At 42.8% G+C, this 22,528-nt stretch carries 23 protein-coding genes and 1 pseudogene; 11 read left to right on the top strand and 13 right to left on the bottom strand.

The features are described from left to right. Positions 1-37: 37 nt before the first annotated feature. Positions 38-373, bottom strand: a complete 336-nt coding sequence (locus ABFW99_RS08600; protein WP_255133638.1) for an arsenosugar biosynthesis-associated peroxidase-like protein — start codon at positions 371-373, stop codon at positions 38-40. 194 nt (positions 374-567) lie between these two features. Between ABFW99_RS08600 and ABFW99_RS08595 the strand changes: the two genes are divergently transcribed. Beyond that, the gene (locus ABFW99_RS08595) at positions 568-1,044 is read left to right on the top strand and encodes a hypothetical protein (RefSeq protein WP_349353615.1); all 477 of its coding nucleotides are present in this window, start codon (positions 568-570) and stop codon (positions 1,042-1,044) included. 33 nt (positions 1,045-1,077) lie between these two features. Here ABFW99_RS08595 and ABFW99_RS08590 read toward each other — a convergent pair whose 3' ends face one another. The 7 genes from ABFW99_RS08590 to ABFW99_RS08560 form a co-directional block, all read right to left on the bottom strand. After that, positions 1,078-1,875: an MBL fold metallo-hydrolase gene (locus ABFW99_RS08590; protein ID WP_349353614.1), complete on the bottom strand. Its 798-nt coding sequence runs from the start codon at positions 1,873-1,875 to the stop codon at positions 1,078-1,080. A 254-nt stretch (positions 1,876-2,129) separates the two neighbouring features. Then, the gene (locus tag ABFW99_RS08585; RefSeq protein WP_349353613.1) at positions 2,130-4,148 is read right to left on the bottom strand and encodes a DUF349 domain-containing protein; all 2,019 of its coding nucleotides are present in this window, start codon (positions 4,146-4,148) and stop codon (positions 2,130-2,132) included. A 261-nt stretch (positions 4,149-4,409) separates the two neighbouring features. Then, on the bottom strand, positions 4,410-4,769 hold the full coding sequence (locus ABFW99_RS08580; protein WP_349353612.1) for a four helix bundle protein: 360 nt from the start codon (positions 4,767-4,769) through the stop codon (positions 4,410-4,412). A 99-nt stretch (positions 4,770-4,868) separates the two neighbouring features. Next, positions 4,869-5,690 (bottom strand): mechanosensitive ion channel family protein, encoded by an 822-nt coding sequence (locus ABFW99_RS08575; protein WP_349353611.1) that lies wholly within the window; start codon positions 5,688-5,690, stop codon positions 4,869-4,871. A gap of 128 nt (positions 5,691-5,818) precedes the next feature. Next, entirely contained in the window at positions 5,819-6,004 is a 186-nt protein-coding gene (locus ABFW99_RS08570) for a CsbD family protein (protein ID WP_349353610.1), read from the bottom strand. Between the two features lie 58 nt (positions 6,005-6,062). Then, a complete protein-coding gene (locus ABFW99_RS08565) occupies positions 6,063-6,566 on the bottom strand; it encodes a Dps family protein (protein WP_440707475.1) in 504 nt (167 codons plus the stop codon). A gap of 180 nt (positions 6,567-6,746) precedes the next feature. Next, positions 6,747-7,823: a WD40/YVTN/BNR-like repeat-containing protein gene (locus ABFW99_RS08560; RefSeq protein WP_349353608.1), complete on the bottom strand. Its 1,077-nt coding sequence runs from the start codon at positions 7,821-7,823 to the stop codon at positions 6,747-6,749. Positions 7,824-7,939: 116 nt separating this feature from the next. On the opposite strand from ABFW99_RS08560, the gene ABFW99_RS08555 reads away from it, so the two are divergent. Next, on the top strand, positions 7,940-9,520 hold the full coding sequence (locus tag ABFW99_RS08555) for a S8 family serine peptidase (RefSeq protein WP_349353607.1): 1,581 nt from the start codon (positions 7,940-7,942) through the stop codon (positions 9,518-9,520). A gap of 187 nt (positions 9,521-9,707) precedes the next feature. On the opposite strand, the gene ABFW99_RS08550 is transcribed toward ABFW99_RS08555, so the two are convergent. From ABFW99_RS08550 to ABFW99_RS08535, 4 genes are all read right to left on the bottom strand, one after another. Then, the gene (locus tag ABFW99_RS08550; RefSeq protein ID WP_349353606.1) at positions 9,708-10,058 is read right to left on the bottom strand and encodes a hypothetical protein; all 351 of its coding nucleotides are present in this window, start codon (positions 10,056-10,058) and stop codon (positions 9,708-9,710) included. A gap of 232 nt (positions 10,059-10,290) precedes the next feature. Further along, positions 10,291-10,800, bottom strand: a complete 510-nt coding sequence (locus ABFW99_RS08545; protein ID WP_349353605.1) for a SixA phosphatase family protein — start codon at positions 10,798-10,800, stop codon at positions 10,291-10,293. Continuing rightward, positions 10,797-11,720, bottom strand: coding sequence for a YihY/virulence factor BrkB family protein (locus tag ABFW99_RS08540; protein WP_349353604.1), 924 nt, complete (start codon positions 11,718-11,720; stop codon positions 10,797-10,799). The genes ABFW99_RS08545 and ABFW99_RS08540 overlap by 4 nt, the downstream gene beginning before the upstream one ends. 7 nt (positions 11,721-11,727) lie before the next feature. Next, entirely contained in the window at positions 11,728-13,026 is a 1,299-nt protein-coding gene (locus ABFW99_RS08535; RefSeq protein WP_349353603.1) for an MATE family efflux transporter, read from the bottom strand. Positions 13,027-13,201: 175 nt separating this feature from the next. Between ABFW99_RS08535 and ABFW99_RS08530 the strand changes: the two genes are divergently transcribed. The 5 genes from ABFW99_RS08530 (at position 13,202) to ABFW99_RS08510 (ending at position 17,157) form a co-directional block, all read left to right on the top strand. Beyond that, positions 13,202-13,675, top strand: coding sequence for a hypothetical protein (locus ABFW99_RS08530; protein WP_349353602.1), 474 nt, complete (start codon positions 13,202-13,204; stop codon positions 13,673-13,675). Beyond that, positions 13,675-14,535, top strand: a complete 861-nt coding sequence (locus tag ABFW99_RS08525; RefSeq protein ID WP_349353601.1) for a hypothetical protein — start codon at positions 13,675-13,677, stop codon at positions 14,533-14,535. The genes ABFW99_RS08530 and ABFW99_RS08525 overlap by 1 nt, the downstream gene beginning before the upstream one ends. Positions 14,536-14,622: 87 nt before the next feature. Next, positions 14,623-15,177, top strand: a complete 555-nt coding sequence (gene rsmD, locus ABFW99_RS08520) for a 16S rRNA (guanine(966)-N(2))-methyltransferase RsmD (RefSeq protein ID WP_349353600.1) — start codon at positions 14,623-14,625, stop codon at positions 15,175-15,177. 9 nt (positions 15,178-15,186) lie between these two features. Next, positions 15,187-15,684, top strand: a complete 498-nt coding sequence (gene coaD, locus ABFW99_RS08515) for a pantetheine-phosphate adenylyltransferase (protein WP_349353599.1) — start codon at positions 15,187-15,189, stop codon at positions 15,682-15,684. A gap of 279 nt (positions 15,685-15,963) precedes the next feature. Beyond that, positions 15,964-17,157: a pyridoxal phosphate-dependent aminotransferase gene (locus ABFW99_RS08510; RefSeq protein WP_349353598.1), complete on the top strand. Its 1,194-nt coding sequence runs from the start codon at positions 15,964-15,966 to the stop codon at positions 17,155-17,157. A 125-nt stretch (positions 17,158-17,282) separates the two neighbouring features. Here ABFW99_RS08510 and ABFW99_RS08505 read toward each other — a convergent pair. Beyond that, positions 17,283-18,810 (bottom strand): annotated as a pseudogene (locus tag ABFW99_RS08505) (SulP family inorganic anion transporter). A 451-nt stretch (positions 18,811-19,261) separates the two neighbouring features. On the opposite strand from ABFW99_RS08505, the gene ABFW99_RS08500 reads away from it, so the two are divergent. From ABFW99_RS08500 to polX, 4 genes are all read left to right on the top strand, one after another. Further along, positions 19,262-19,549 (top strand): FmdB family zinc ribbon protein, encoded by a 288-nt coding sequence (locus tag ABFW99_RS08500; protein ID WP_349353597.1) that lies wholly within the window; start codon positions 19,262-19,264, stop codon positions 19,547-19,549. A gap of 82 nt (positions 19,550-19,631) precedes the next feature. Next, entirely contained in the window at positions 19,632-20,204 is a 573-nt protein-coding gene (locus tag ABFW99_RS08495) for a GbsR/MarR family transcriptional regulator (RefSeq protein ID WP_349353596.1), read from the top strand. Continuing rightward, complete coding sequence (locus ABFW99_RS08490; RefSeq protein ID WP_349353595.1) at positions 20,197-20,562, top strand: YraN family protein; 366 nt, start codon at positions 20,197-20,199, stop codon at positions 20,560-20,562. Before ABFW99_RS08495 ends, ABFW99_RS08490 begins: the two co-directional genes overlap by 8 nt. A 200-nt stretch (positions 20,563-20,762) precedes the next feature. Further along, a complete protein-coding gene (polX, locus tag ABFW99_RS08485) occupies positions 20,763-22,523 on the top strand; it encodes a DNA polymerase/3'-5' exonuclease PolX (protein WP_349353594.1) in 1,761 nt (586 codons plus the stop codon). Positions 22,524-22,528: the final 5 nt, after the last annotated feature.

Here is a 22,528-nt window from a genome sequence, read left to right as displayed (position 1 = left end):
TAACCGGGCATGATTATTCTGATTCTGCTTACTAAAATTACATGGACAAGTCTTTCACTTTATTCATCATCTGCACGCCATGAACGAGCGATGATCCACCCCGAATGGCGGCGGCCACATGAACTGCTTCCATCATTTGCTCTTCGCTGGCTCCTTTCTCCAGGCTGTCGGTAGTATAGGCATCTATACAATACGGACATTGTACCGTATGAGCCACTGCAAGGGCGATCAATGCTTTTTCTCTTTTTGATAAAGCCCCCTCTTCAAATACCTCTCCGTAGTATTCAAAAAACTTATTCCCCAGCTTTTCCTGAAATTCAGTGATATCGCCAAACTTTTTTAGATCTTCTGCTTTGTAATAAGGATTATCCATAATTGTGCCTTTTTCTTTATTAATAGTATAGTATTGATTTGAATGAACCAGCTTAGTAATTCTTACGAAATAAAAAGATGGAAGGATTGATTTAAACGATTCTACTCCCAAAAATCATTAATTATGCTATAATTGAAACAATTTTGGCCTAATTTGTATTTAATGAGGTAGTAAACATAACTAACCAATCAACTATGAACATTAAAAAATTACTTTCAATACTAACTATAATTTTCGGAGTAGCAATCACTATTCCTGAAACTGCAAATGCACAGGCTAATGGGGAAGGTGGCAATCTCGGGCTGGGTGTTATGCTCGGTGAGCCAACCGGTATCTCTATAAAGGCCTGGAATAATTCCAAGTCTGCTTTTGGCTTCGGTGCTGCCTGGTCGTTTGGCCGGTACGATGCCATTCACCTTCACGGCGACTACCTCCAGCATAACTGGTTTAGCGGAGTAGATCAGGGAAGACTGGCTTTTTATTATGGAGTAGGTGCACGGCTTGTTTTAGCTGATGAAGCGGCTATCGGTATTCGTGTTCCTTTGGGACTGAATTACCTGATAGAAGATGCCCCGATCGACTTATTTGTTGAGGCGGTTCCCATTTTAGATTTAGCTCCCAGCACCGACTTTGACGGAAACGGAGCCATTGGCATCCGATTTTACTTCTAAGGTAATTGCACCTTAAAACTTTACTTTACTGGCTTAACCGGAGGGCAGGGCAATTTCCTGCCCTTCTTTGGCCAGACATACTCTTTCAAATGAAGATCCATATACATCCTGAATCTGCTCTTCTCTTTTAGCCAATACGTCATCACTGTTGTCAGGATCATGATGCGTCAGGAAAAGCCTTTTTACATTCACTTCTTTAGCCAGTTCCGTAACAGTTTCCCAGGATGAATGCCCCCAGCCAACACGTTGTTTGTACAACTTATTCGAATACTGGGCATCGTGAATCAGCACATCAATATCACGGACGAACTCCTTAAACTCTTCCCTGAATAGCCGGCTTTTTTCTGAATCATCATCCATCAATTCGTTGTCCGGAGCAAAAACAATGGTTTTATCTTTGATTCGAATCTTATACATAGCTGTAGGAACCGTATGGGTTGCCCATATGTACTCAACAGAATAACCGTCAAAATCTAATTTACCAGGCTGAAAGGTTTCGCAATCTAAATCAGCTTCCAGCATATCAATAGAGACCGGAAAAAAGGTGCTGGACATATGCCCCTGTAAAATTTCCTTACACCCTATCTCACCCTGGGGTGGCAAATAGATTCGAAACCAGTTATTGCCATTATAGAAGGGTTTGAAGAATGGGAAGCCTTGCAAATGGTCCCAATGTGGGTGAGTGATGAATACGCGACCACGAAGTGAAGAACCCCGGCCTTGCAGTTCGTTACCAAGATTCCGAAAGCCGGTTCCGGAATCTAAAATCAGCAATTCGTCATTACCTTTAATCTGAATTTGCACGCACGTTGTGTTTCCCCCGTACCGCATGTTTTCACTATTAGCGCAAGGCGTTGAACCCCGGACTCCCCAAAATTTTATATGTATCGAGCCTTTCAAATTATATATAAACCTCTGCTTACCTATCTATCTATACATGTTCAATCGTGCACCCCTAATATGTGTAAATTGAACGGTATTATCTTCCCTGTTAATATTTTCTATAACTAAACCAATGTGGGATAATCATTTAGATTTCAACGCTCACTATTGTATAAAAATATTAAACAAACGGAAAGCACTTGTTATTCTTCTTCGTCGCTGTCTCCCGTTCGTTTAAGCTGGTCGATTTCTTTATTGATTTCTTTTAGGCGTTCTTCTTTTTCAGCGATTGAGTTTTCGGCTTTATCAATTTTTTCCTGAAGCTCATCCTTCAAGGCATTTCCCCGGTTGGTAGGCTTGAAATACGTTTTAGCTTCCTGGTATTGAATCATTTCACTTTCCAGTTTAGAAACCTCTTTCTTGAGCTTATCCCGCTCTTTCTGGAGCTTAATAATATCTTTACGGGTATCCGGATCAATTCCCTGGTTAGCCAGTTTTTTCTCCATTCCGAGATCAGATCCCAGCGCGCGATAGCGGTCATAAATTACATCACATGCTTCGCGGTACTGCTTCCAGATCTTGTTTTTCATTTTGATCGGGACGTAGCCAATATCTTTAAAAGCCTGCTGTAACTTTTTGGCTTCCTGAACAGCCAGCGCCGGATCTTCGTGCTCACCTAATTCTTTCAGCTTCTCAAGAATTTCCTGCTTCTTCTCCAGGTTTTCCTTCTGATCTTTCCGCTCTCCTTTAAAAGCTTCACGCCGGCGGTCGTAGAACACATCCATGGCGCCTTTAAACTTCTTCCAGATTTTGGAAGACTGCTTTCTTGGAACCGGCCCGATTTTCTTCCAGCGGCTCATAAGGCTTTGCATCTTCTGGTGACCGGCATCAAAGTCGTCGGTATCTTTGGTTTCTTCCGCTTCTTTTATAAGGTCGTATTTCTTCTCGAGATTGGCCTCTTCCTGTTCGCGCAGCTTATCAATATTATCCGACTTCATCTCATTGAATTTGTCGGTAGCTGCTTTAAACAGGTCCCACATCTCATTTTCATCTTTCTGCGGGAGGTTGCCGGCGTTTTTCCATGCTTTATGCAGCTTATTTACCTTACGGGCTGCCTTCGCAATATTTTCCTGATCAACCAGGGCTTCGGCTTCTTTCACCAGTTTCTTTTTCTTGGAAAGCGCCTTTTCAATCTGCTCACGAAACTCTTTATCAACCTTGAACCGAACTTCATTGAAGGTGTCCTGCACAGCGTTGAACCTATCCCATAGCGGTTGGTTTTTTTCTGAAGGAACACGCCCAACTTTTCTCCACTGGGAAATCAACTTGTTAAACTGATCTTCTAATTTATCAAAGTCAGGAGTATTCTCATTGAGCTTTTGGGTAAGCGCATCCATTTTATCGAGCAGGAGCAGCTTTAGCTCTAAATTCTCTTCTTCTTTCTGAAGTTTCTTCACGAGCCGATCTACTTTATGATCCTCAAACTCGTCCATCAATTCTTTAAATCGCTTATCTAAAGCTTCGGCTTCTCCTTGCGGCAGCAGCTTAATGTTTTCCCACTGGCCCTTAATTTTACCAACCTCTTTGGTTGCTGTCCAGTTTTCTTCATTTACTATATCTGAAAGGGACTTCAGGAGTTCTTTCTTCCTGGCAAGATTCTCTTCTTTCTTGCGGTTCTGCTCCTCGTAATACTCTTTTTTCTTTTGCTCAAAGTTATCCCGCAGCTCCTGAAACTCCTCAATTAGCTGACTGGCCTTTTCACTGGTGGATTCAGGTCCTTCCGTAACATTCTGGGCGAGATTAGCCAATTCTGTAGTAACAAAAGCCCAGTCTGTCTGTACCACCAGTTCTTTAGCCCGCTCTACAATGTCAGAGTAAAAAGACTCAGCATCTTCAGCTGACTTTTCACTTTCTTCTTCAGATACTTTCTCCTTTGTCTCTGCTTTATCTTCCTCGGTTACCGCGACATCAGACTCTGATTCAGTTTCATCTGTTTCTTCTGCTTCATCACCGTTGTCTGCATCTTCAACAGCTTCCTCTTCTTCGGCTGTATTCTCAGGCTTTTCTTCCAACTCTTCTACCTCTTGTTTTGGGTCCGCAGCCGGCTCCTCATTATCAATTGAAGCTTCTTCTTCGGAAGTAGTTTCTTCAGCGTTATTCTCAAGTTCGTCTTTATCGGTCTCTTTTTCAGAGTTTGCGTTTTGTTGCTCCAGGTTCTCCACAGTAACCTTCCTTTCCTCGTAGGTCTTTTGATTAACGGCTCGGGGCCTTCTTGCTTAGATTAGCTAAGATAATATATCTGCCCAATCTTTGGCAATATAAAGCAAAAGTGCTGCAAAGTATTTCAGATTATAGAGATACGCAGGAAAACTTTGAACAAACGAAAATGATTGATACGTTTTGCAGAGTCGATGATTTGCGAATGATCGAAAGACCGATTTTCGTTTTTTGAAGTATTTCTGCCTTAACTCAAGAAAAAAAGTTTACCTTTTTCTTTTATGTGCAGTTTGAACGCTTCTCACAAAAATTGAAATAAGTTCATTGCACTCGTTGATGGCTATATCCAATTCCGACTTATTACTATATAAATCCGCCCTGTCAATAATTTTGAGAATGACGAATGACTCCCTAAGCTCCTTTAATACAATCTGCAATTTGTGTATAAAATCTCTTATTGACTCTGCACTTTGTGCTTCACCATAATTAAGGGCAGGAGAAGTAGCTGAGCGTAATAGTTGACCCGATAAGTGCTTGTTAACCTGAGTTACAGGAAGATTCTTAATAAGTCGGATAATGGTTACAGAAAAATCGATTAGGCGTTCTTCAAGTTCTAGTCTTTTCATAGTCAGTGTGCTTACTTGTTTAGAAGTAAGAGCAACTAAAACTGATATCCTTACAGATTTAATTCTAAAATCTGCAATCTAAAATCGATCATTCGACAATCATTCCTTTTCCTGAAATACATGGATGTCGCGCTGAGGGAACGGGATTTCGATACCTTCTTTATCCAGCTCTTCTTTAATCTTTTCGAGGTTGTCCCAGAAAAAGCCCCAATAATTTTCGGTTTTGGTCCAGGCGCGGGCAGATAAATCCAGCGAACTGTCTCCCAGGTTTGTGAGTACCACAATCGGCGCAGGTTCTTGCAAAATGCGTTCATCTTCGTTCAGCACCCGCAAGATTACTTCCCGTGCTTTTTTTACATCTGATCCGTATCCAATACCTACAGGGAAAACAGCACGCCGGGTTTCTTTGGCTGAGTAATTGGTGACAGGAGAATTAGCCAGCTGACCATTTGGGATTACAACCAGTTGATTGTTGGGCGTTTGAAGGTGTGTATGCAGAATATCAATTTTTTCAACCGTGCCGGATTCACTACCTCTTTCAATAAAATCCCCCACCTTAAACGGCTTGAAGAATAAGATGAGCACTCCACCTGCGAAATTGGACAAACTTCCCTGCAGCGCCAAACCTATCGCTAAACCGGCTGCACCCAATACGGCAATAAAGGAGGTCATTTCTATGCCCAGCATCCCCAGCGCGGAGATATAAACCATGACTTTGAGCAACATGGAAATGAGACTTCGTAAAAAAGAAACCAGGGCTTCATCCACACTGCTGCGGTTTAGCACTTTGGCTGTTCCTCTCACAATAAACTTCACGATCCATAGCCCGATTACCAAAGTCGCAACCGCCGCAAGCAACTTTGGGCCGAAGGTGGTCACAAAATTCATAATGTCATCTGTGGTAATGTTAAAATTGTCCATACGTTCTTTTATGATCTTTAATTTTGTTGAGGTGAATATCCTTAAAAATTCATTCACTGTCAGGTTCTGATGTAGATATAAAAAAGGGAAGGCGCTAACCTTCCCTTCAAGCTACTATGCGATTCTTGTCAGAGTTCTGCTAACTCTTTTTTGATCTCATCTTTAGTTTTACCCAGTTTATTTTGAAGACGGCCCAAAAGCTCATCTTCTTTACCCTCGGTAAAAGCGAGATCATCGTCCGTCAGCTCTGAGTATTTTTGCTTTAATTTTCCTTTTACTTCGTTCCATGTTCCTTTGATGGTTAAATCATTCATGGGATCTCTCCTGTTTTATTTTGTAATTAAAACTTTTGTAATTGCAGGATGAATATTCTTAGTCTTCTAAGTGACTTCTTAACATCCATGCTGTTTTGGAATGAACGGTCAGCCGTTCTGTTAACAAATCAATGGTAGCTTCATCATCAGCGGCCTTAGCCGGTTCCAGAGCCTCTCTTGCGGTTCTGATAACCTGCTCATTCGCTTCTGTGAGGCGCTTGACCATATCCAGTGCTTTCGGCCGGTCAGTATCTTCTCCGATAGATGCAATTTCGTTGAATTCCTTAAACGTACCCGGAGCTCTGAAGCCTAGCGCCCTGATTCGCTCTGCAATCTCGTCAATAGCTTCGGCCAGCTCAGAATATTGCTCTTCAAACTGTTCGTGCAGTTGGTGAAATAGTTCACCGGTTACGTTCCAGTGATAATTATGTGTTTTCAAGTACAACAGGTAAGAATCGGCCAAAACCTTTGACAAACCTGCTGCAATTTTTTCCCGATGGTCTTCAGAAATTCCAATATTAACTTTCATTTTTTCGACTCCGTTTAGTGTTTCAATATCCATCTCACTATCATTCTATTCGTGAATATTCAGTTATTAAAACAATATTGAGTGGCTACGGTTCCAAAATGTAAGTGAATAGTAAAAAGGATTTACAATCAGCTTCATCGAGAGTATTTATCACAAAAAAATCCCGCATACTGTTAAGCATGCGGGATTGACCAGTAAACTGACGTTAAGAAATCATTCTTCAAAAGTGAGAGAATATACTCCTTTATTAGTAGCTAAAAATAGAGTCTCTTTGTTTTCTATTTCGGTAACTACCATTTCAGTAGTTTGAATATCTGAGGGGCTTTCCCTATATGTCTCAATATTCCAGGAATCTCCATAATCTTCTGAAATAGCTACAAATAATTTATTTTGTAGCGAGCGACCAGAAGCATAAACCCGACTAGGGTTATTCTCGCTGTTTTTAATGGACCGAATGCTATAACCTTCCAAAACCGTCTCCCAAGTATCTCCACCATCTTTTGATTTTCTTATAACATTTGCAGTCTCAACACTACCTCCGAAACCAATTAAAACTTTTCGCTCATTTTTACTATGAACCAAAGCTGAATAAACAGTAGCATCTGTATTGAAGTAAACTTTTTCACTTAAATCTATCCACCTTTCCCCGCCGGTTTCTGATTTGGCTAAATAGGGTGAAAAAGTATTATCCCAACCCCCCGTCCATATTTGATTGGGATGATCTTTGCTTACATATAAAAATTCAGAAACTCCTACTCTAAAAGACTTTGTAAGATTCACCCACTTACCTCCCTCATTCGTTGATTTGAATATTAAATGCCAATCCGCATATATTTCTTCTTTCTCTTTATTTGTTTTGGCTATCCTGTTTATCACAAATGGCGGTTCCCTACCCTCAAACTGTACTTCCATTGCTTCCCAACTTTTCCCATCATCAGTAGATTTATACAATGACACATAATCATTTGGAAGCTCATGAAATTCTATACTATTCCTGACTACCGCTAACAAGCCAAAATCCATAAATAGAATATCACCAAATTCTGAGGTATCGGGATTAATTTTGATATTTAACTCCCGCCATACTGAATCGGCTTTCATGTCTTTTTTGAAAAGTTTTGATTCACTAGATAAGAGAAGTGAGGTCTCAGAATATTCTATAGCATTGATTTTTTCACCCTCTAACCCCTCTTGAGCCCACTCCAAGTTCCACACACCTGGAGTTGATTCAGTACCACAACTTGCTAATGTAAAACACACAATGATAAATATTAACTTATAGTAACGCATAATTATCTAATTTGTAACATTTTATAAATTTTCTACTCTTATTATATATAAGGAGAGTAAAAAGCTAGATGAGATCTCTCTTTGAATTAGACCTTAAACTAAACCAAATAGAAGTTATGAGATACTTAAAGTCTATTTCTACAATAATTATATTCTGCACGATATTTATATGGACCAATTGTGATCAGTCAACGAATGTTAAAAATAACACACCCCCCCCAGATAGTCAAACGCAAGAAAATAAAACACTTACTAAAGCAAATAAAGAAGATCCGAGGTTAGTCCCTGGACGGTATATAGTTACCTATAAGAATCAAGGTGAGCGTTCTATTTCAGAACAGGCAGCCACTGAAGCTGTCCAAAGAACAAATGCTATTTTTTCGGAGTTAAATATTGATCCTGATTCTCTTATTCATCAATACAAATATGCCCTTAAAGGTTTTGCAGGAAATCTTACTAAAAAACAAGTTGAAGCTTTAAAAAAAGATAACCGAGTCGAATCTATAGTACAAGATATTAAGTATAAAGCCATACAAATGATGAATACATCTTCATCTAACAAACCTTCAACAAAACTAATGTCTCAAACTACACCCTGGGGAATAACTCGTGTTGGAGGCCCTTTGGATGGTTCAGGGAAAAAGGCTTGGGTACTTGATACAGGGATTGACCTTGATCATCCCGATTTGGATGTAGATGTTAGCAGTAGCGTAGCTTTTGTTGCTGGCGAAAATGCAGATGACGGACATGGACATGGTAGTCATGTAGCCGGCACCATTGCAGCTAAAGACAACTCTACCGGAGTAGTAGGCGTTGCCGCTGATGCAAGTGTAGTTGCAGTAAAAGTATGCGATAGTGGTGGGTATTGCTACACTAGTGATCTAGATGCAGGTATTGATTATATTGTTTCTAATTACTCATCAGGCGATGTTGCTAATATTAGTTTGGGTTGGCCAGTTACTGGTAGTCCTTACGTAGATCTACCATTGTCTATTCTTGAATCTACAATTGAAACCGCTGCCGATGATGGGTTAAAATTTGCAATTGCAGCTGGTAACGAAGACCAAGACGCAAATAATAAATCACCCGCCCGAGTAGAATACAATAATGTTTGGACGGTATCGGCCCATGACGATAACGATAATTTTGCTTCATTTTCTAACTATGGGAATCCACCCATTGAGTATTCAAACCCTGGGGTAGATATTCACTCCTTATGGAGAAATGGAGGAACAAATACCATTGATGGCACCTCCATGGCAACACCCCACATAGCGGGCTTGCTGCTTGCCTTAGGTGATGTATATACAGATGGAACGGTTAGTAATGACCCCGATAGCAGTCCGGATGAAATAGCAACCGGCACCGCAGCTGCCCCTTCTATTTCCGGCAATGTTACCTCCTCTGATTTTGCCCGCATTACCTGGAGTTCCGTACCCTTTGCAAGCCAGTACAAGGTGTATCGCCGATATGAGAATGGGTATTGGTCAGAAAGATCTACAACGACAGGCACTTCTTACAACGACACCCAGCTTATGGATCCTGACCTCCAGGTTCTTTCCGTCCCACCAGGTGATAACGAGGATTACTACACCTACAAAGTTCATGCTATTACACCTTCCGGAACAATTAGTGAGGCAAGTAATCATGTTTATTTTGCAATAGAAGAAAACTGCCATCCCCCTGTATGCTCTTAAATAATCCGCATTTTTATTTGACAGGGACATACTAATTATCTCCTATATATCTCCAAAATAGCCAGCATAAAGTATATGCTGGCTTTTATTTATTAGCCTTTATTCAAGAATAGGCCACTAAATTCAACAAAAAATCCCGCACACTGTTAAGCATGCGGGATTGAAGTTGTTTAAATGAAGAAGGCTGTTATTCTTCTATGCCATACACTTCTTTCAGTATTCCTTTGGCGTTGGCATCTCCATCCTGCATCACACGATGTTGCAGGTTGGTAATGATTTCCTGTTCCGCCTTTTCGTACGCTATTTCCTGGGCTTCTTTTTCCGTGCCGGTTCGTACCAGTTCATAAATATCATCGGCACGAACTACACTATAAATATCATCATCGTTAAAAGCGTGAGAGCGATATTCTTCATACTCCTTGAACACCCGCGGGAAATCTTCACTGTTTTCGGCGCGGGTTATGATCTCAACATGTTCAGGACCTTCAGCGCTTAACGGGGTTTTGCAAAGGTAAAAGTAATTTTGTTTGTATTGCATCTGCTGTAGATGTGAGGGTTGAATTAATGTACGGGGCTAATATAACAATTCGTCAGAAAAGTGTGGACTGGTTTTGGGATAGGTTTTAGTTTTCAGGTGTTAGGTTTTAGGGTTGTTCTGGTTGATTCAAATAACTAAGGCTGAAAGCAGTCGCAATGTTATATAAGGTATAATTGTCTGCTCTATTCGCTTATCCTAAAACCTAACACCTAAAACCTTGCCTCTAACACCTCTATAACTTTTTAAGAACTTTTGGAATCATCATCCATTTTATCTGACAAGTGCCTGGAGCAATGGTTTCCCAGGAGTCAGCAAAACTTTCTAAACACACAATGGCCGCTGTTGGCATCCGCACCGCGGTTTTATCCTGCCCTCCTGCCAAAACTCCGGTTGTGCTTTCCATTAAAGGATTATGTCCCACCAACATAATTCGGTCATACTCATCCGAAGCTGATTGTATAGCCTCTATATAATCCCTGACCGATCCAAAATATAGATCGTCATTCCAGGTAATCTGCTGTGCATCAAGGTTGGCTGCCTCCATACTCAGCTGCGTGGTTTCTTTTGCGCGTTGAGCCGACGACGAAATCACCAAAGCCGGTTTATACTTAATTTTCTTCAGGTACTTGCCCATTCTGGGAGCATCGTTGAGGCCTCGTTTGGCTAGCGGGCGGTCAAAGTCTTTCAGGTCCGGGTTTTCCCAGCTCGACTTTGCATGTCTCATTAATAAAATCTGCTTCATAATTTATCGGACTCCTTCTTTGTTCCGGGCATTTCCACCATCTTTATTTTTCGGGCAAACCGGCCGGCTTTTATTTCCCCTTCGCCATATTCGGCGAGGGCTTTCACCAACTCAATCCCAAAAAAGATAATAATACTGGAATAATACACCCACAACATCAAAATAATGATGGAAGAAGAAGCCCCTGAAAGCTGATTCAACGAGCTGTTTCCAATAATCATGCCCACCCCGAATTTTCCAATTGCCAAAAGCAGCGTGGTGATCAAGCTTCCAATTAGCAAGGGGCGCCACCGTACTTTGGCATCCGGTAAGGAGTAGTACATCATCAGCACAGCAAAAAATACCATAACTAAAGTGAGCAGATTGCTGCCAAGCCCAATCAGATAAATTTGTGCCGTCTCAAAACTGGACAACAGCAATTCAAAAAGCCAAACAAGGGTAGAGTCGAGAATCAATGAAAAGATCATCGCTATTCCCAGCAGCATAATCATTCCAAAAGCCATGACCCGGTCGATCAAGACTTTTGAAAACCCGATCTCAGGCTTGGCTACCACATTTAAAATCCGGTTAAAAGAATCTTTGAATTGAATGAATACCGTTGTGGCAGATATAATCAGGAAAGCGATGCTGAGGAATAAGTACAGAATATTCCGGGAATCTGTTTGTATGGTTTCAACCAAAAGCATAACGGCCTCTGAGCTTGACTGACCAATGTTTTTCTCCAGAAAGTTTGTCAGCTCTCGCATTACGCTGACATCACCAATAAAAAAACCTGCAACAAAAACGGCAATCATTACAATGGGTGCCAGCGAGAAAAGGGTATAAAAGGAAACCGCTGCACTGTATTGAAAACAGTTATCCTCAATAAATGAATTGATTGCATTAAGTGCGATTTCCGCTGTTCTCTTAAGTAGGGTCATTACTGGATTACGTTTTTCCAAATATTCGGGACGGTGCATATATGGACAACACCACGCCGCGTGCTACCATAAATGCCGTCATCGCCATCCATAACGCATGAATGCCCGCAAACGGTTCACTTATAAAATATACCGGGATAAAAACCAGAACCGTGGCAACAAGCATGGAATTTCGCATGGCACCGGTTGCAGTAGCTCCTATGTAAACCCCGTCCCAAATAAAACATACGCTGTTTACGACCGGGGCAACAATCAGCCATATGACAACCCCCATGGCCACCTTAATTACATTTTCCTTATCTGTAAAAAGAGATATGATTTCAGCATCAAAGAACGCATAAGTGATGGTACCAAGCAGGCCCAGCCCCAACCCCCAAAGCATGTTGGCCGTGACCGCTTTCTTTAACTTGTCGTCATCTTTTGCTCCTTTAAACCGCCCTACCAAACTCTCGGCTGCGTAAGCAAACCCATCGGTTCCGTATGAACTGATGTACCACATTTGCAGCAAAATGGTGTTTGCGGCTAGTACCACATCTCCCATCGCTGCCGACTTTGCCGTAAAAAAAGCGTAGGAAAAAATGAGACATAAGGTCCGGATTACAATATCCCGGTTCACCGAAAAGAATTTCTTCAGTTCTTCGGCTTCAATAAGCTCATCCCATTTAATGTTGAGCTTAACGCCTCCATATTTCTTTTTATATAGTATTCCGGCCAGCCCTAATGCAAGAAAACTCGCCACCAAACTCCCTGTTGCCACTCCATCTACCGTCATATTGAACCGGAACACAAAAATCAGGTTCAGCACAATATTTACAAGGTTTAAGAAAATAGTTACGATCATGGGGTAGGTTGAGTTCTGCATTCCCAGGAACCAGCCATTCAATCCAAATAAAGCCAAGGTAGCCGGTGCGGCAAAAATGCGAATGTGATAGTACAGACGGGTATATTCTTCCACCTCAGGTGAGGCATTCACCAGGTAAAGGGAAGCTTCAATCAGCGGGTATTGAATGAGCAGGATTAATAAACTACTAGCCGCAGCTACCAGTAATACCCGAAATAAAATGATGCGGGTTTTTCGCTCTTCCTGTGCACCATAAGCCTGAGCAACCATGCCGGTTGTTCCCATCCGCAGAAAACCGAATCCCCAAAAAATGAAGTCAAATATGATACTCCCTACCGCAATGGCCCCCAGATAATAAACGTGTTCCAGGCGCCCTACAACCGCCGTATCAATGGCTCCAAGCAAAGGCACCGACAGATTACTTATGATGTTTGGTATGGCAAGACGGAGTATTTTCCGGTTCAAATAAACGGTGCTTTAGAGATTAATAATGACAGCCTGAAAATAAGAGCTGTAAAAGAATTATGAATTCATATTTTTCAATCGGCTATAAAGTTGCATATCTATGGGTGTGCGTGTATTTTCTTTTTCCGAAATTTCTTGGGATAAAACTTAATTAATTAACTCATTTGCTTTTCACATGGACATTGAATCGCGTAATAAAATTTTGACAATTGTATTCGGAGTAATCATCCTTGGTCTTACGTACTATCTTTATGATTCTCTGGTAACCCCTTATCAAGAGGTTAAAGAGCGAGAGGCTTTGGAAGAGAAAGTCCGGCAACGACTTATTGACACCAAAGATGCTCTCATCCAGTACCAAACCCGAAACGAGACTTTCCCCCCAACCGAAGGCGGACTTGATAGTCTGGTGAATTTTCTTAAAACCGATTCACTGATGATTGCAATGGGTGACTCCCTGTTTGGAACTACATTTGACGTTTACAACCCTGATTCACTGGTGTATTCACCACGTTCTCCGTTCCCAAAATGGGAATACACGCTGAACGATACGCTCAGACCGCAGATTTATTTGCTTGAAGATCCGGGATCTGATGATGCAGTGGGTAGCCTCGAACGTACTACGATGCGCAATGCTCCAAACTGGAATTAATGGATGACGCTTCTGCAAATTTAGGTGTTTGTTTTTTTTCGGATCGCCTGTTCTACTCGATCAATGATCCGGAAAACGACAAACACCTTTTTCGTATAGGCTCCTTTGATTTTAATTTCAACGTGATTGACGCCATCACGCGTCAGCACGAAGATCATTTCCCCCACGTCCTTTCCACCTTCGAGCGGTTTCGTACCAACCACAATATAAAATCGGTACGCGCACTCACACATCCCGCTCACGAATGCTGGACGGTATTCCCCAAAGTTGTGTATGACAATGCCGATGAGCGCGAAGACCACCTCGCAATACTAATGAAAGGGGTGGAACGCGAACACATTGAACCTACCTGGCATACCGTTCATAACAACGAATACAAGTTTTTGTCGATACGGCGCCGGAACCTGATGGCCGGCTTTGATGAACTGACCACTCAGGTTGCCACAACCGACTTCAGCAGTGATTTTGAAATGGCTCAGAAATGGTCTGCCTTTGCTAAACCTGGTGGTTCTTTCTTGATGATCGGGTGTCATGAGAACATCATTTCCATCACCTCTTTTTTACTGGGTAAATTCAGGGCCGCTACTTACATCTCTTTCGATCAACCCGAAGACCTGCCTTATCACTGGCTTCAACACGCCAAGAACTCCAGCTGGATGCGTGGTATCCATGAAACAATTTATCTGTTCGGGCACAACAGCCATGAAATTGAACAGGCCTTGCAAGGATTTTGGGATGACTCCGCTGAAATCACCAAACTCAACTCCCTGAAAACTATGGGGGTGAAAGCCGAAGAAAAAACATATGGCTTTGACCTTGCCGCTGCTTTCCCTGCTATTCTATTGAGCCTCGATTTTTAACCCTTCGGGAATTCTAAATGCTCAGTTTTAAATGTTAAATTACAGAGTACCTCATTTATCATTTAAAACTTAAAATTATACTCCGCCATGCGGATAATAACCGGAAAACTGAAAGGCAGACACTTCAACATTCCCAAAGGACTGGATGTACGCCCTACCACCGATCGCACCAAAGAAAGTATCTTCAACCTGATTGAAGCTCGTGTTTTTATGGAAGGCACCCAGATTCTGGATCTCTTTGCCGGCTCAGGAAATCTTGGGTTCGAAGCTATTTCCCGCGGAGCACGTCATGTAACTTCTGTTGAGCTGGATGCCCAGAACGTAAAACAAATTGAGAAAACAGCTGCCGACTTTGGCATTGACGATCAAATGCGGGTTGTATGCTCCGATGCTCAGCGCTTTCTGAATGGAATGGCTATTCCCTATCACTTTATTTTTTGTGACCCTCCTTATGATTACCCCTTTATGGATGAACTCATCGATCAGGTTTTTGAGGATAATTGGCTGACCGATGAGGGCTGGTTTATCCTGGAGCATGATAAGTACAAGGATTTTACTGACCACCCCAAATGTACTTTTTCAAAAGCATATGGCCGAACCATCGTTAGCATCTTTCAAAAGCATCCGGTAGATTCGGAATAAATTCACCCTATGAAAACAATCGCCTTATACCCCGGGTCTTTTGACCCTATTACCAACGGCCACCTCGACATCCTTGAGCGGGCAACCAATCTCTTCGACCATGTGATTGTAACCGTTGCCGTTAATAAAGAAAAGAATGCTGTTTTTTCAGGGGATGAGCGGGTCAACCTCATTAAAGCCTGCATAGCCAATAAAGCGTGGTCAAAAAATGTAGAGGTAAAACAGTTTACGGGATTATTGGTTGATCATGCACAAAAAATGAATGCCGATACACTGGTTCGTGGGGTTCGTCAAATTTCTGATTTTGAATACGAATTCCGCATGGCTCTTACCAATAAGCGTCTCGCACCCAATGTGGATACCGTTTTCCTTATGCCGGATGAAGAATTCACTTTTATCTCTGCATCTATTGTGAAAGAAGTGGCATATTGGGGCGGCGACCTTAGTTCTTTTGTCCCCGAAAATGTGGCTATAGCGCTGAAGGAAAAGTTTAAGGATAAGGGGTAGTAGCCTGTCTTAACTTTTCCAAAGTTATACCGGTGATGCTTAAAACATCTACCTTCTCATAACTTTGGAAAAGTTATTTAACAAAGTTACCCAGGCCCCGTTTTATTGCAGGCGCACCACCTGAACTAACTTGTCCAAAGTTATTTAGACACCGTTCTATGGCAGGCACTCAATTTTAACTTTGGACAAGTTAATTGAGGAAAAAATAATCTACTTTTCTTTCTTTCAGCCTTTATATTTTTATCGTTCTGAACACCACTCTCACACTCATTTATAATTATGATTTCAAATCGCGCACAAAACTTACAGCCATCTGCAACGCTTAAAGTAACCGGCCGGGCCAAAGAACTGAAGCGACAGGGAAAATCCATTGTATCCCTTAGTGCCGGTGAGCCTGACTTCAAAACGCCGAAGCATATTTGTGATGCGGCCATCAAAGCAATAGAAGATGGATTCCATGGCTATACCATGAACCCCGGAACACCGGAATTGCGCGAGGCAATATGTGCAAAGCTGAAACGAGACAACAACCTGGACTATGATCCATCACAAATAATCTGCTCGAACGGAGCCAAACAGTCTGTTGGTTTCAGTCTGCTTGCGCTGGTTAACCCCGGTGATGAAGTGATCATCCCGGCACCATATTGGGTTTCATATCCAGAGATGACGCGCCTGGCAGAGGGTGAATCGGTGACGGTACGCACATCCTTCGAAAATGACTTCAAGCTTACTCCGGAACAGCTGGAAAATGCCATCACCGAAAAGACCAAAGCTTTGATTTTATGCTCCCCTTCTAACCCAACCGGAGCCCAGTATTCAGCTGATGAACTTGAAAGACTTGCCGAAGTGCTTCGAAAATATCCACAGGTTTATGTGATTTCGGATGAAATTTATGAGTACATCGTTTTTGAAGGGGAACATGTTAGCATCCTGAATGTAGCTCCTGACCTCAAAGACCGCGTGTTGCTGATCAACGGTTTTTCTAAAGGATTTGCAATGACCGGCTGGAGATTGGGCTACCTTGCTGCATCCAATGAAATTGTGAGCGCCGTTTCAAAAATTCAAAGTCAGGAAACGTCTGCTCCTTCTTCGATTTCTCAGAAAGCAGGTGAAGCAGCCTACAAAGGCAGTCTCGATGAAGTTGAAAAGATGCGGGAGCAATTCAAAAAACGTCGTGACTATCTCGTAGATACACTGAATTCTTTTGAAGGTGTTAGCTGCTTTACTCCCGGGGGTGCATTTTACGTATTCCCGGATATCTCCCATTACATCGGCACCACAAAACCAGATGGTTCAGCTATAGAATCTTCCACCGACCTGTGCCTTTACCTTCTGGATGAATTCGGCCTTGCTCTCGTTCCCGGTGATGCTTTCGGTGAACCAAACGGAGTTCGACTCAGCTATGCTGCCTCTATGGATGACCTGAAAGAAGCCATGAAGCGATTTGAGGAAGGATTAAGCAGCTTGAAATAGGTTTTTCCAATGGAGTAACCTTTCAGCGTCCGTAGGTCCTGAAAGCGTTGCACTGAAGTGGCGGGTGCCAAAAGACCGCCGAACGCTCCAAGATCCGTTCGACGCTTGGAGGTTCTTTCAAGTCCTTAAATCTTATCAATCGCCAGCTTGTAGGTTGGATCTTCCATCACATTCACATCGATGATGGCATCCGCATCCTGAAGGAGTTTTCGGCAGTCTTTGCTCAGGTGCTTGAGATGTACAGTCTTTCCTACTTTATTATATCGCCCGGTGATTTTGTTCAGTGCTTCAATAGCCGACATATCCACTACCCGACTTTCCTCAAAATCGATGATTACTTCGTCCGGGTCGTTCAGCACGTCAAATTTGGAATTGAATACCGTTACCGATCCAAAGAATAGCGGGCCGTAGATTTCATAGTGCTTCACTCCGTCTTCATCGATTTTCTTACGGGCACGAATGCGCTTGGCGTTATCCCATGCAAATACCAGAGCAGCTATAATTACCCCGACAATAACGGCCAGCGCCAGGTTATGCAGAACTGCTGTTACTAACGTCACCGTTACCATCACAAAAATATCGGAAGCCGGCATTCGGTTAAAGGTGCGGAAACTTGCCCACTCAAAAGTACCGATAGCAACCATAATCATGAGTCCGGTTAATGCAGCCATAGGCATTAGCTCAATAATCGGTGCCCCAAACATGATGAAAACAAGCAGCATCAGCGAGGCCACAATCCCTGAAATACGGGTTCGGGCACCTGAAGAAACGTTAATCAAACTCTGGCCGATCATGGCACAACCACCCATCCCGGAAAACAATCCCGACAGAATATTTGCGGATCCCTGAGCGATGGCTTCCTGGTTTCCACTTCCGCGGGTTTCAGTAATTTCATCAATAATGTTCAGCGTAAGCAAACTTTCAATCAGCCCAACCCCTGCTATGATGGCAGAGTAAGGAAGAATCACCATAAAAGCTTCCCATGTAACAGGAATTTCGGGTATATGGAAAGGAGGGAATCCACCTGAAATGGAAGCAATATCTCCCACTGTTCGGGTTTCGATTCCAAGTGCTACCACTACTCCGAAAACCGTTAAAATGGCAACGAGTGATGCAGGCACGGCCTTGGTTAATTTCGGTAACCCCCAGATAATGAGCATCGTTAAAGCCACAAGAGCTAACAGAACGTACATCGATTGCCCGGTCATCCACTCCCCGGATGGGGTTTTAAACTGCGCCAGTTGCGACATAAAAATGATGACCGCCAGTCCGTTTACAAAACCGAAGATAACGGGGTGTGGAACAAGCCTCATCAGTTTACCAAGCTTTAGCGCACCGGCTGCTACCTGAATAATACCGGCCAGAATCACGGCTCCGAATATATATTCCACTCCGTGAGATTGAGCCAGCGCAACCAACACCACAGCGATGGCTCCGGTTGCCCCTGATCATTCCCGGCCGGCCACCAATGATGGAGGTTACAAGCCCCATCATAAAGGCGGCATACAAACCTGTTAATGGAGAAAGCCCGGCAATCATCGCAAAGGCTACCGCTTCGGGAATCAGGGCCATTGACACGGTAAGGCCCGCTAAAATTTCTGTCTTATAATCTATCTTATCGTTGAGACCAAACAGGTCTAAATACTTCTTCATCTATTTTTTAAAATACTAAATGGGTTAACTAAATCGATCTTTATTGTAGAAGCTCTGTTAATAGAAGGGCTTTATAGGAAGTGCAAAAGCAGAGCTGATTCTCTATTTGAAGCAAGTAAAATTACGGACTTTCACGCTCAGAGAGTACCGGCTTCCAAACTTTTCGTGTTATGAAATCTTAAACCTGTTTGCATTTAGGCAATTCAACTTTGGAAGCGGTTTTTTGAAGAAATAGCCACGATTTCAAATACCAGAAGTCTGATTTCCTCCCCAATTCACTTAATGAATTGAGTTTCAGCCAACGATTTGCCAATTAAATTCTGTCTTTTTTTCTGACTTTTGTGCGAGCCGTTTTGTACGTCTCTATCAAAATAACCGACCGAATTTTATTGGCACAGATTTTGATAGCATTTGGTTCGTATATTCGACCTGAATTTAAACCAACAGAACAATGCCTACATACGAGTACAAAAGAGAAGACGGAACTACTTTTGAAATCACCCAAAAAATGAGTGAATCCGCTCTGGAAACCTGCCCTACCACCGGACAAAAAGTAAAACGCATCATTTCCGGTGGCGGAGGCGTGGTTTACAAAGGCGACGGTTGGTATGTAACCGATTACAAGAACGGAGGCAAGAAATCAGCCTCTACTCCTCCGCCCGAAAGTTCAAGTAACAACACTCCGGAAACCAAAGCTGACGCTCCGAAGGCTAAAGCCGACAAAGAAACCAAATCGTAAGTCGTTAATGGTTCATCGTTATTTGTATATTCTTTTTTAGACAAATAACGATGAACCCATAACCATTGGATAACATAATCCCATGGAGCACAGCAAAGCATATCAGGAAGCATTAGACCAATTTGTCCTTCTTTGGGGTGAAATGGCATCGGCATGGGGCATCAACAAAACCATGTCCCAGATTCATGCCTTGTTGTATGCGGAATCTCATCCGCTGGATACCGACACCATCATGGATACGCTCGACATCAGCCGCGGCAATGCCAACATGAACCTCCGCCGGCTGTTGGATTGGGAACTCATTCACAAGAAGAGCTTTCCCGGTGACCGTAAAGATTATTACTCAGCCGAAACTGATGTCTGGAAAATCGTTTCTACCATTATCCGCGAGCGGCAGCAGCGCGAAATTGCCCCTATCCGTAAGAATCTCGAAAAATGTATACAAACGCTGGAATCAGGCGGGCTTAACGATGAGGAAAGCAAAGAGTTCAAAGTCCGCATTGAGAACTACATGGAGTTCCTTGAGATGTTTGAACGTTTTACCGGGGCCCTTCTTCCCTACATCAACAAAAAGAATTTAAAATTCCTGAAGCAGCTCGTTAAGCTGGTAGAAGTAAAAGAATCGCTGACCGGAAAAAAGGATACTGATGACTAAGAAGTCACACCGTGAAATTGGAAACGATGGGGAAGATCTCGCCTGTGCCTATCTGGAATCCAAAGGCTGGAGAGTTTTAGAGCGAAATTATTTCTTTGAACATTCTGAGGTAGATATCGTGGCGTACGACGATACCGCAATTGTATTTATTGAAGTGAAGTATCGGACAAATACCAAATTCGGACAGCCTTTCGAGCACGTAACCGAAGAAAAAGTTCAGCATATCTTCAAAGCTGCCGAAGCCTGGATGTACGAGCGCAAAATGGAGGGCTCTCCCATGCGGTTTGATATTGTGGGGATTGTGCAAGAGAGGAATGAGGCTCCGGAATTCAATCATATTGAGGATGCCTTTAGATAGAAAGGTGTTAGGTTTTAGTGGGGAGGCTAATGCCAAAACAATCATAGCCTTTAAGGCTTGGTAAGAAATTCAGGTTTAGGCTTTTTGCTTCCACTCAGAATACCACTAAAACCTAAAACCTTCCTCCTAACACCTAATCTTTGAATGCAAATCCATTAGTTACTATCATCCGATAAATCAAATTTTAGCCCATACTTTTTATGCCCTACACCAATCAGGATATCGCCGCCAAACTTCGTGAAGTATCTCAGCTTATGCAGCTCGCCGGAGAGAACCGATTTAAAGTCATTGCCTTTGATAAAGCCGCCCAGACGATTGAGGGGCTTGGAGATGACATCAACGAGTACATCAAAGAGAAAAACCTGACAGATATAAAGGGGATTGGGAAGTCGATTGCGGAGGATATCTATGCGCTGGAAGAAACCGGAGAAATGCCCGTGCTGGAAGCCTTTAAAGAGAAAGTACCGGAGGGTTTGATTGATTGGCTGGGTATTTCCGGACTCGGCCCCAAGAATGCTTATAAAATTCATAAAGAACTGGGCATTAGTACTATTGATGAGCTGAAGGAAAAAATTGAAGACGGATCGGTGGCATCACTTTCAGGATTGGGACAGAAATCGGCGGAAAAAATCATGAAATCCATTGAGTGGATGGAGAAGTTTGATGAACGTTGCCGGCTGGACCAGGCCCAAGAAATCGCCAGCACCATTTTTGAAAGCCTGAAAGGTCAGGAGGGCGTTCAGCAAATTGAAGTGGCCGGATCGTACCGGCGAGGACTGGAAACCATCGGCGATATTGATATTCTGATTGCTGCTGATGAAGAACATATCAACTCATTATTTGACGTTTTCACCAATCATGACCGGGTGACGGAAGTGTTGGGCAAAGGAGACACCAAAAGTTCGGTGAGAACCAAAGAAGGCCGGCAGGTAGATTTACGTATTGTTAAGCCTGAGGAATTTCCGGCCGCGCTGATGTACTTTACCGGAAGTAAAGAACATAATGTGGTGTTAAGGCAGCGTGCCCGCGATCGTGGCATGAGTCTGAATGAATATGGATTGTTCAAGCTGAATGATAACGGCGATACCAACTTTGATGCTCCAGTTAAGTTTTCAAGTGAGTCAGATATTTACGAGAAGCTGGATATGCACTTTGTGCCACCCGAGCTACGCGAAGACCGAGGTGAATTCGATATCTACGAAGAACAGGAAGACTTTGATCTCGTTTCTGATGACGATATCCGGGGCGTTATTCATGCTCACAGCACCTGGAGTGATGGAAAGTACTCCATTAAAGAAATGGCCGAAGCCTGCATGGAACGTGGTTATGAATATCTTGGGCTGACCGATCACTCCAAAACGGCAGCTTATGCCGGCGGACTTTCGGTGGATGAGATTAAACAACAGTGGGAAGAAATTGAGCGGCTTAATGAGGAATTCAAAGAAGCGGGTAAAGACTTTGTAATCTTTAAAGGTATCGAATCGGATATTCTCGCTGACGGTTCTTTGGATTATGAAGATGACATCCTGGAAGGCTTTGATTTTGTGATTGCAAGCGTGCACCAATCTTTGGAAATGCCCCGGGATAAAATGATGGAACGGATGCGAAATGCTATCAAAAATCCATATACCAGAATTCTTGGTCACCCTACCGGAAGATTGCTTCTGAAAAGAAATGGCAGCGATTTAGACCTGAACGAACTTGTTGCTTTAGCTGCCGAACATAACACGGCCATCGAAATAAATGCCAATCCACGCCGGCTTGACCTGGACTGGAGATTTGGCAACAAAGCCATGGAAGTAGGGCTCATGACATCCATCAACCCTGATGCCCACTCCACCGATGGCATTGATGATATTCCTTACGGTGTACGCATTGCCCGAAAAGGAAAGTATGGTAAAGACCGTGTACTGAATGCCAAGAGTGCCGAAGAGGTGAAGGCTTTTTTCGAAGCGAGATAGTCGGG

Origin of the sequence: Gracilimonas sp. BCB1, from assembly GCF_040117685.2 — a bacterium.
GTDB lineage: Bacteria > Bacteroidota > Rhodothermia > Balneolales > Balneolaceae > Gracilimonas.
The sequence above is the reverse complement of the archived record's forward strand: the minus strand, read 5'-3'. Positions and strand labels throughout refer to the sequence as shown.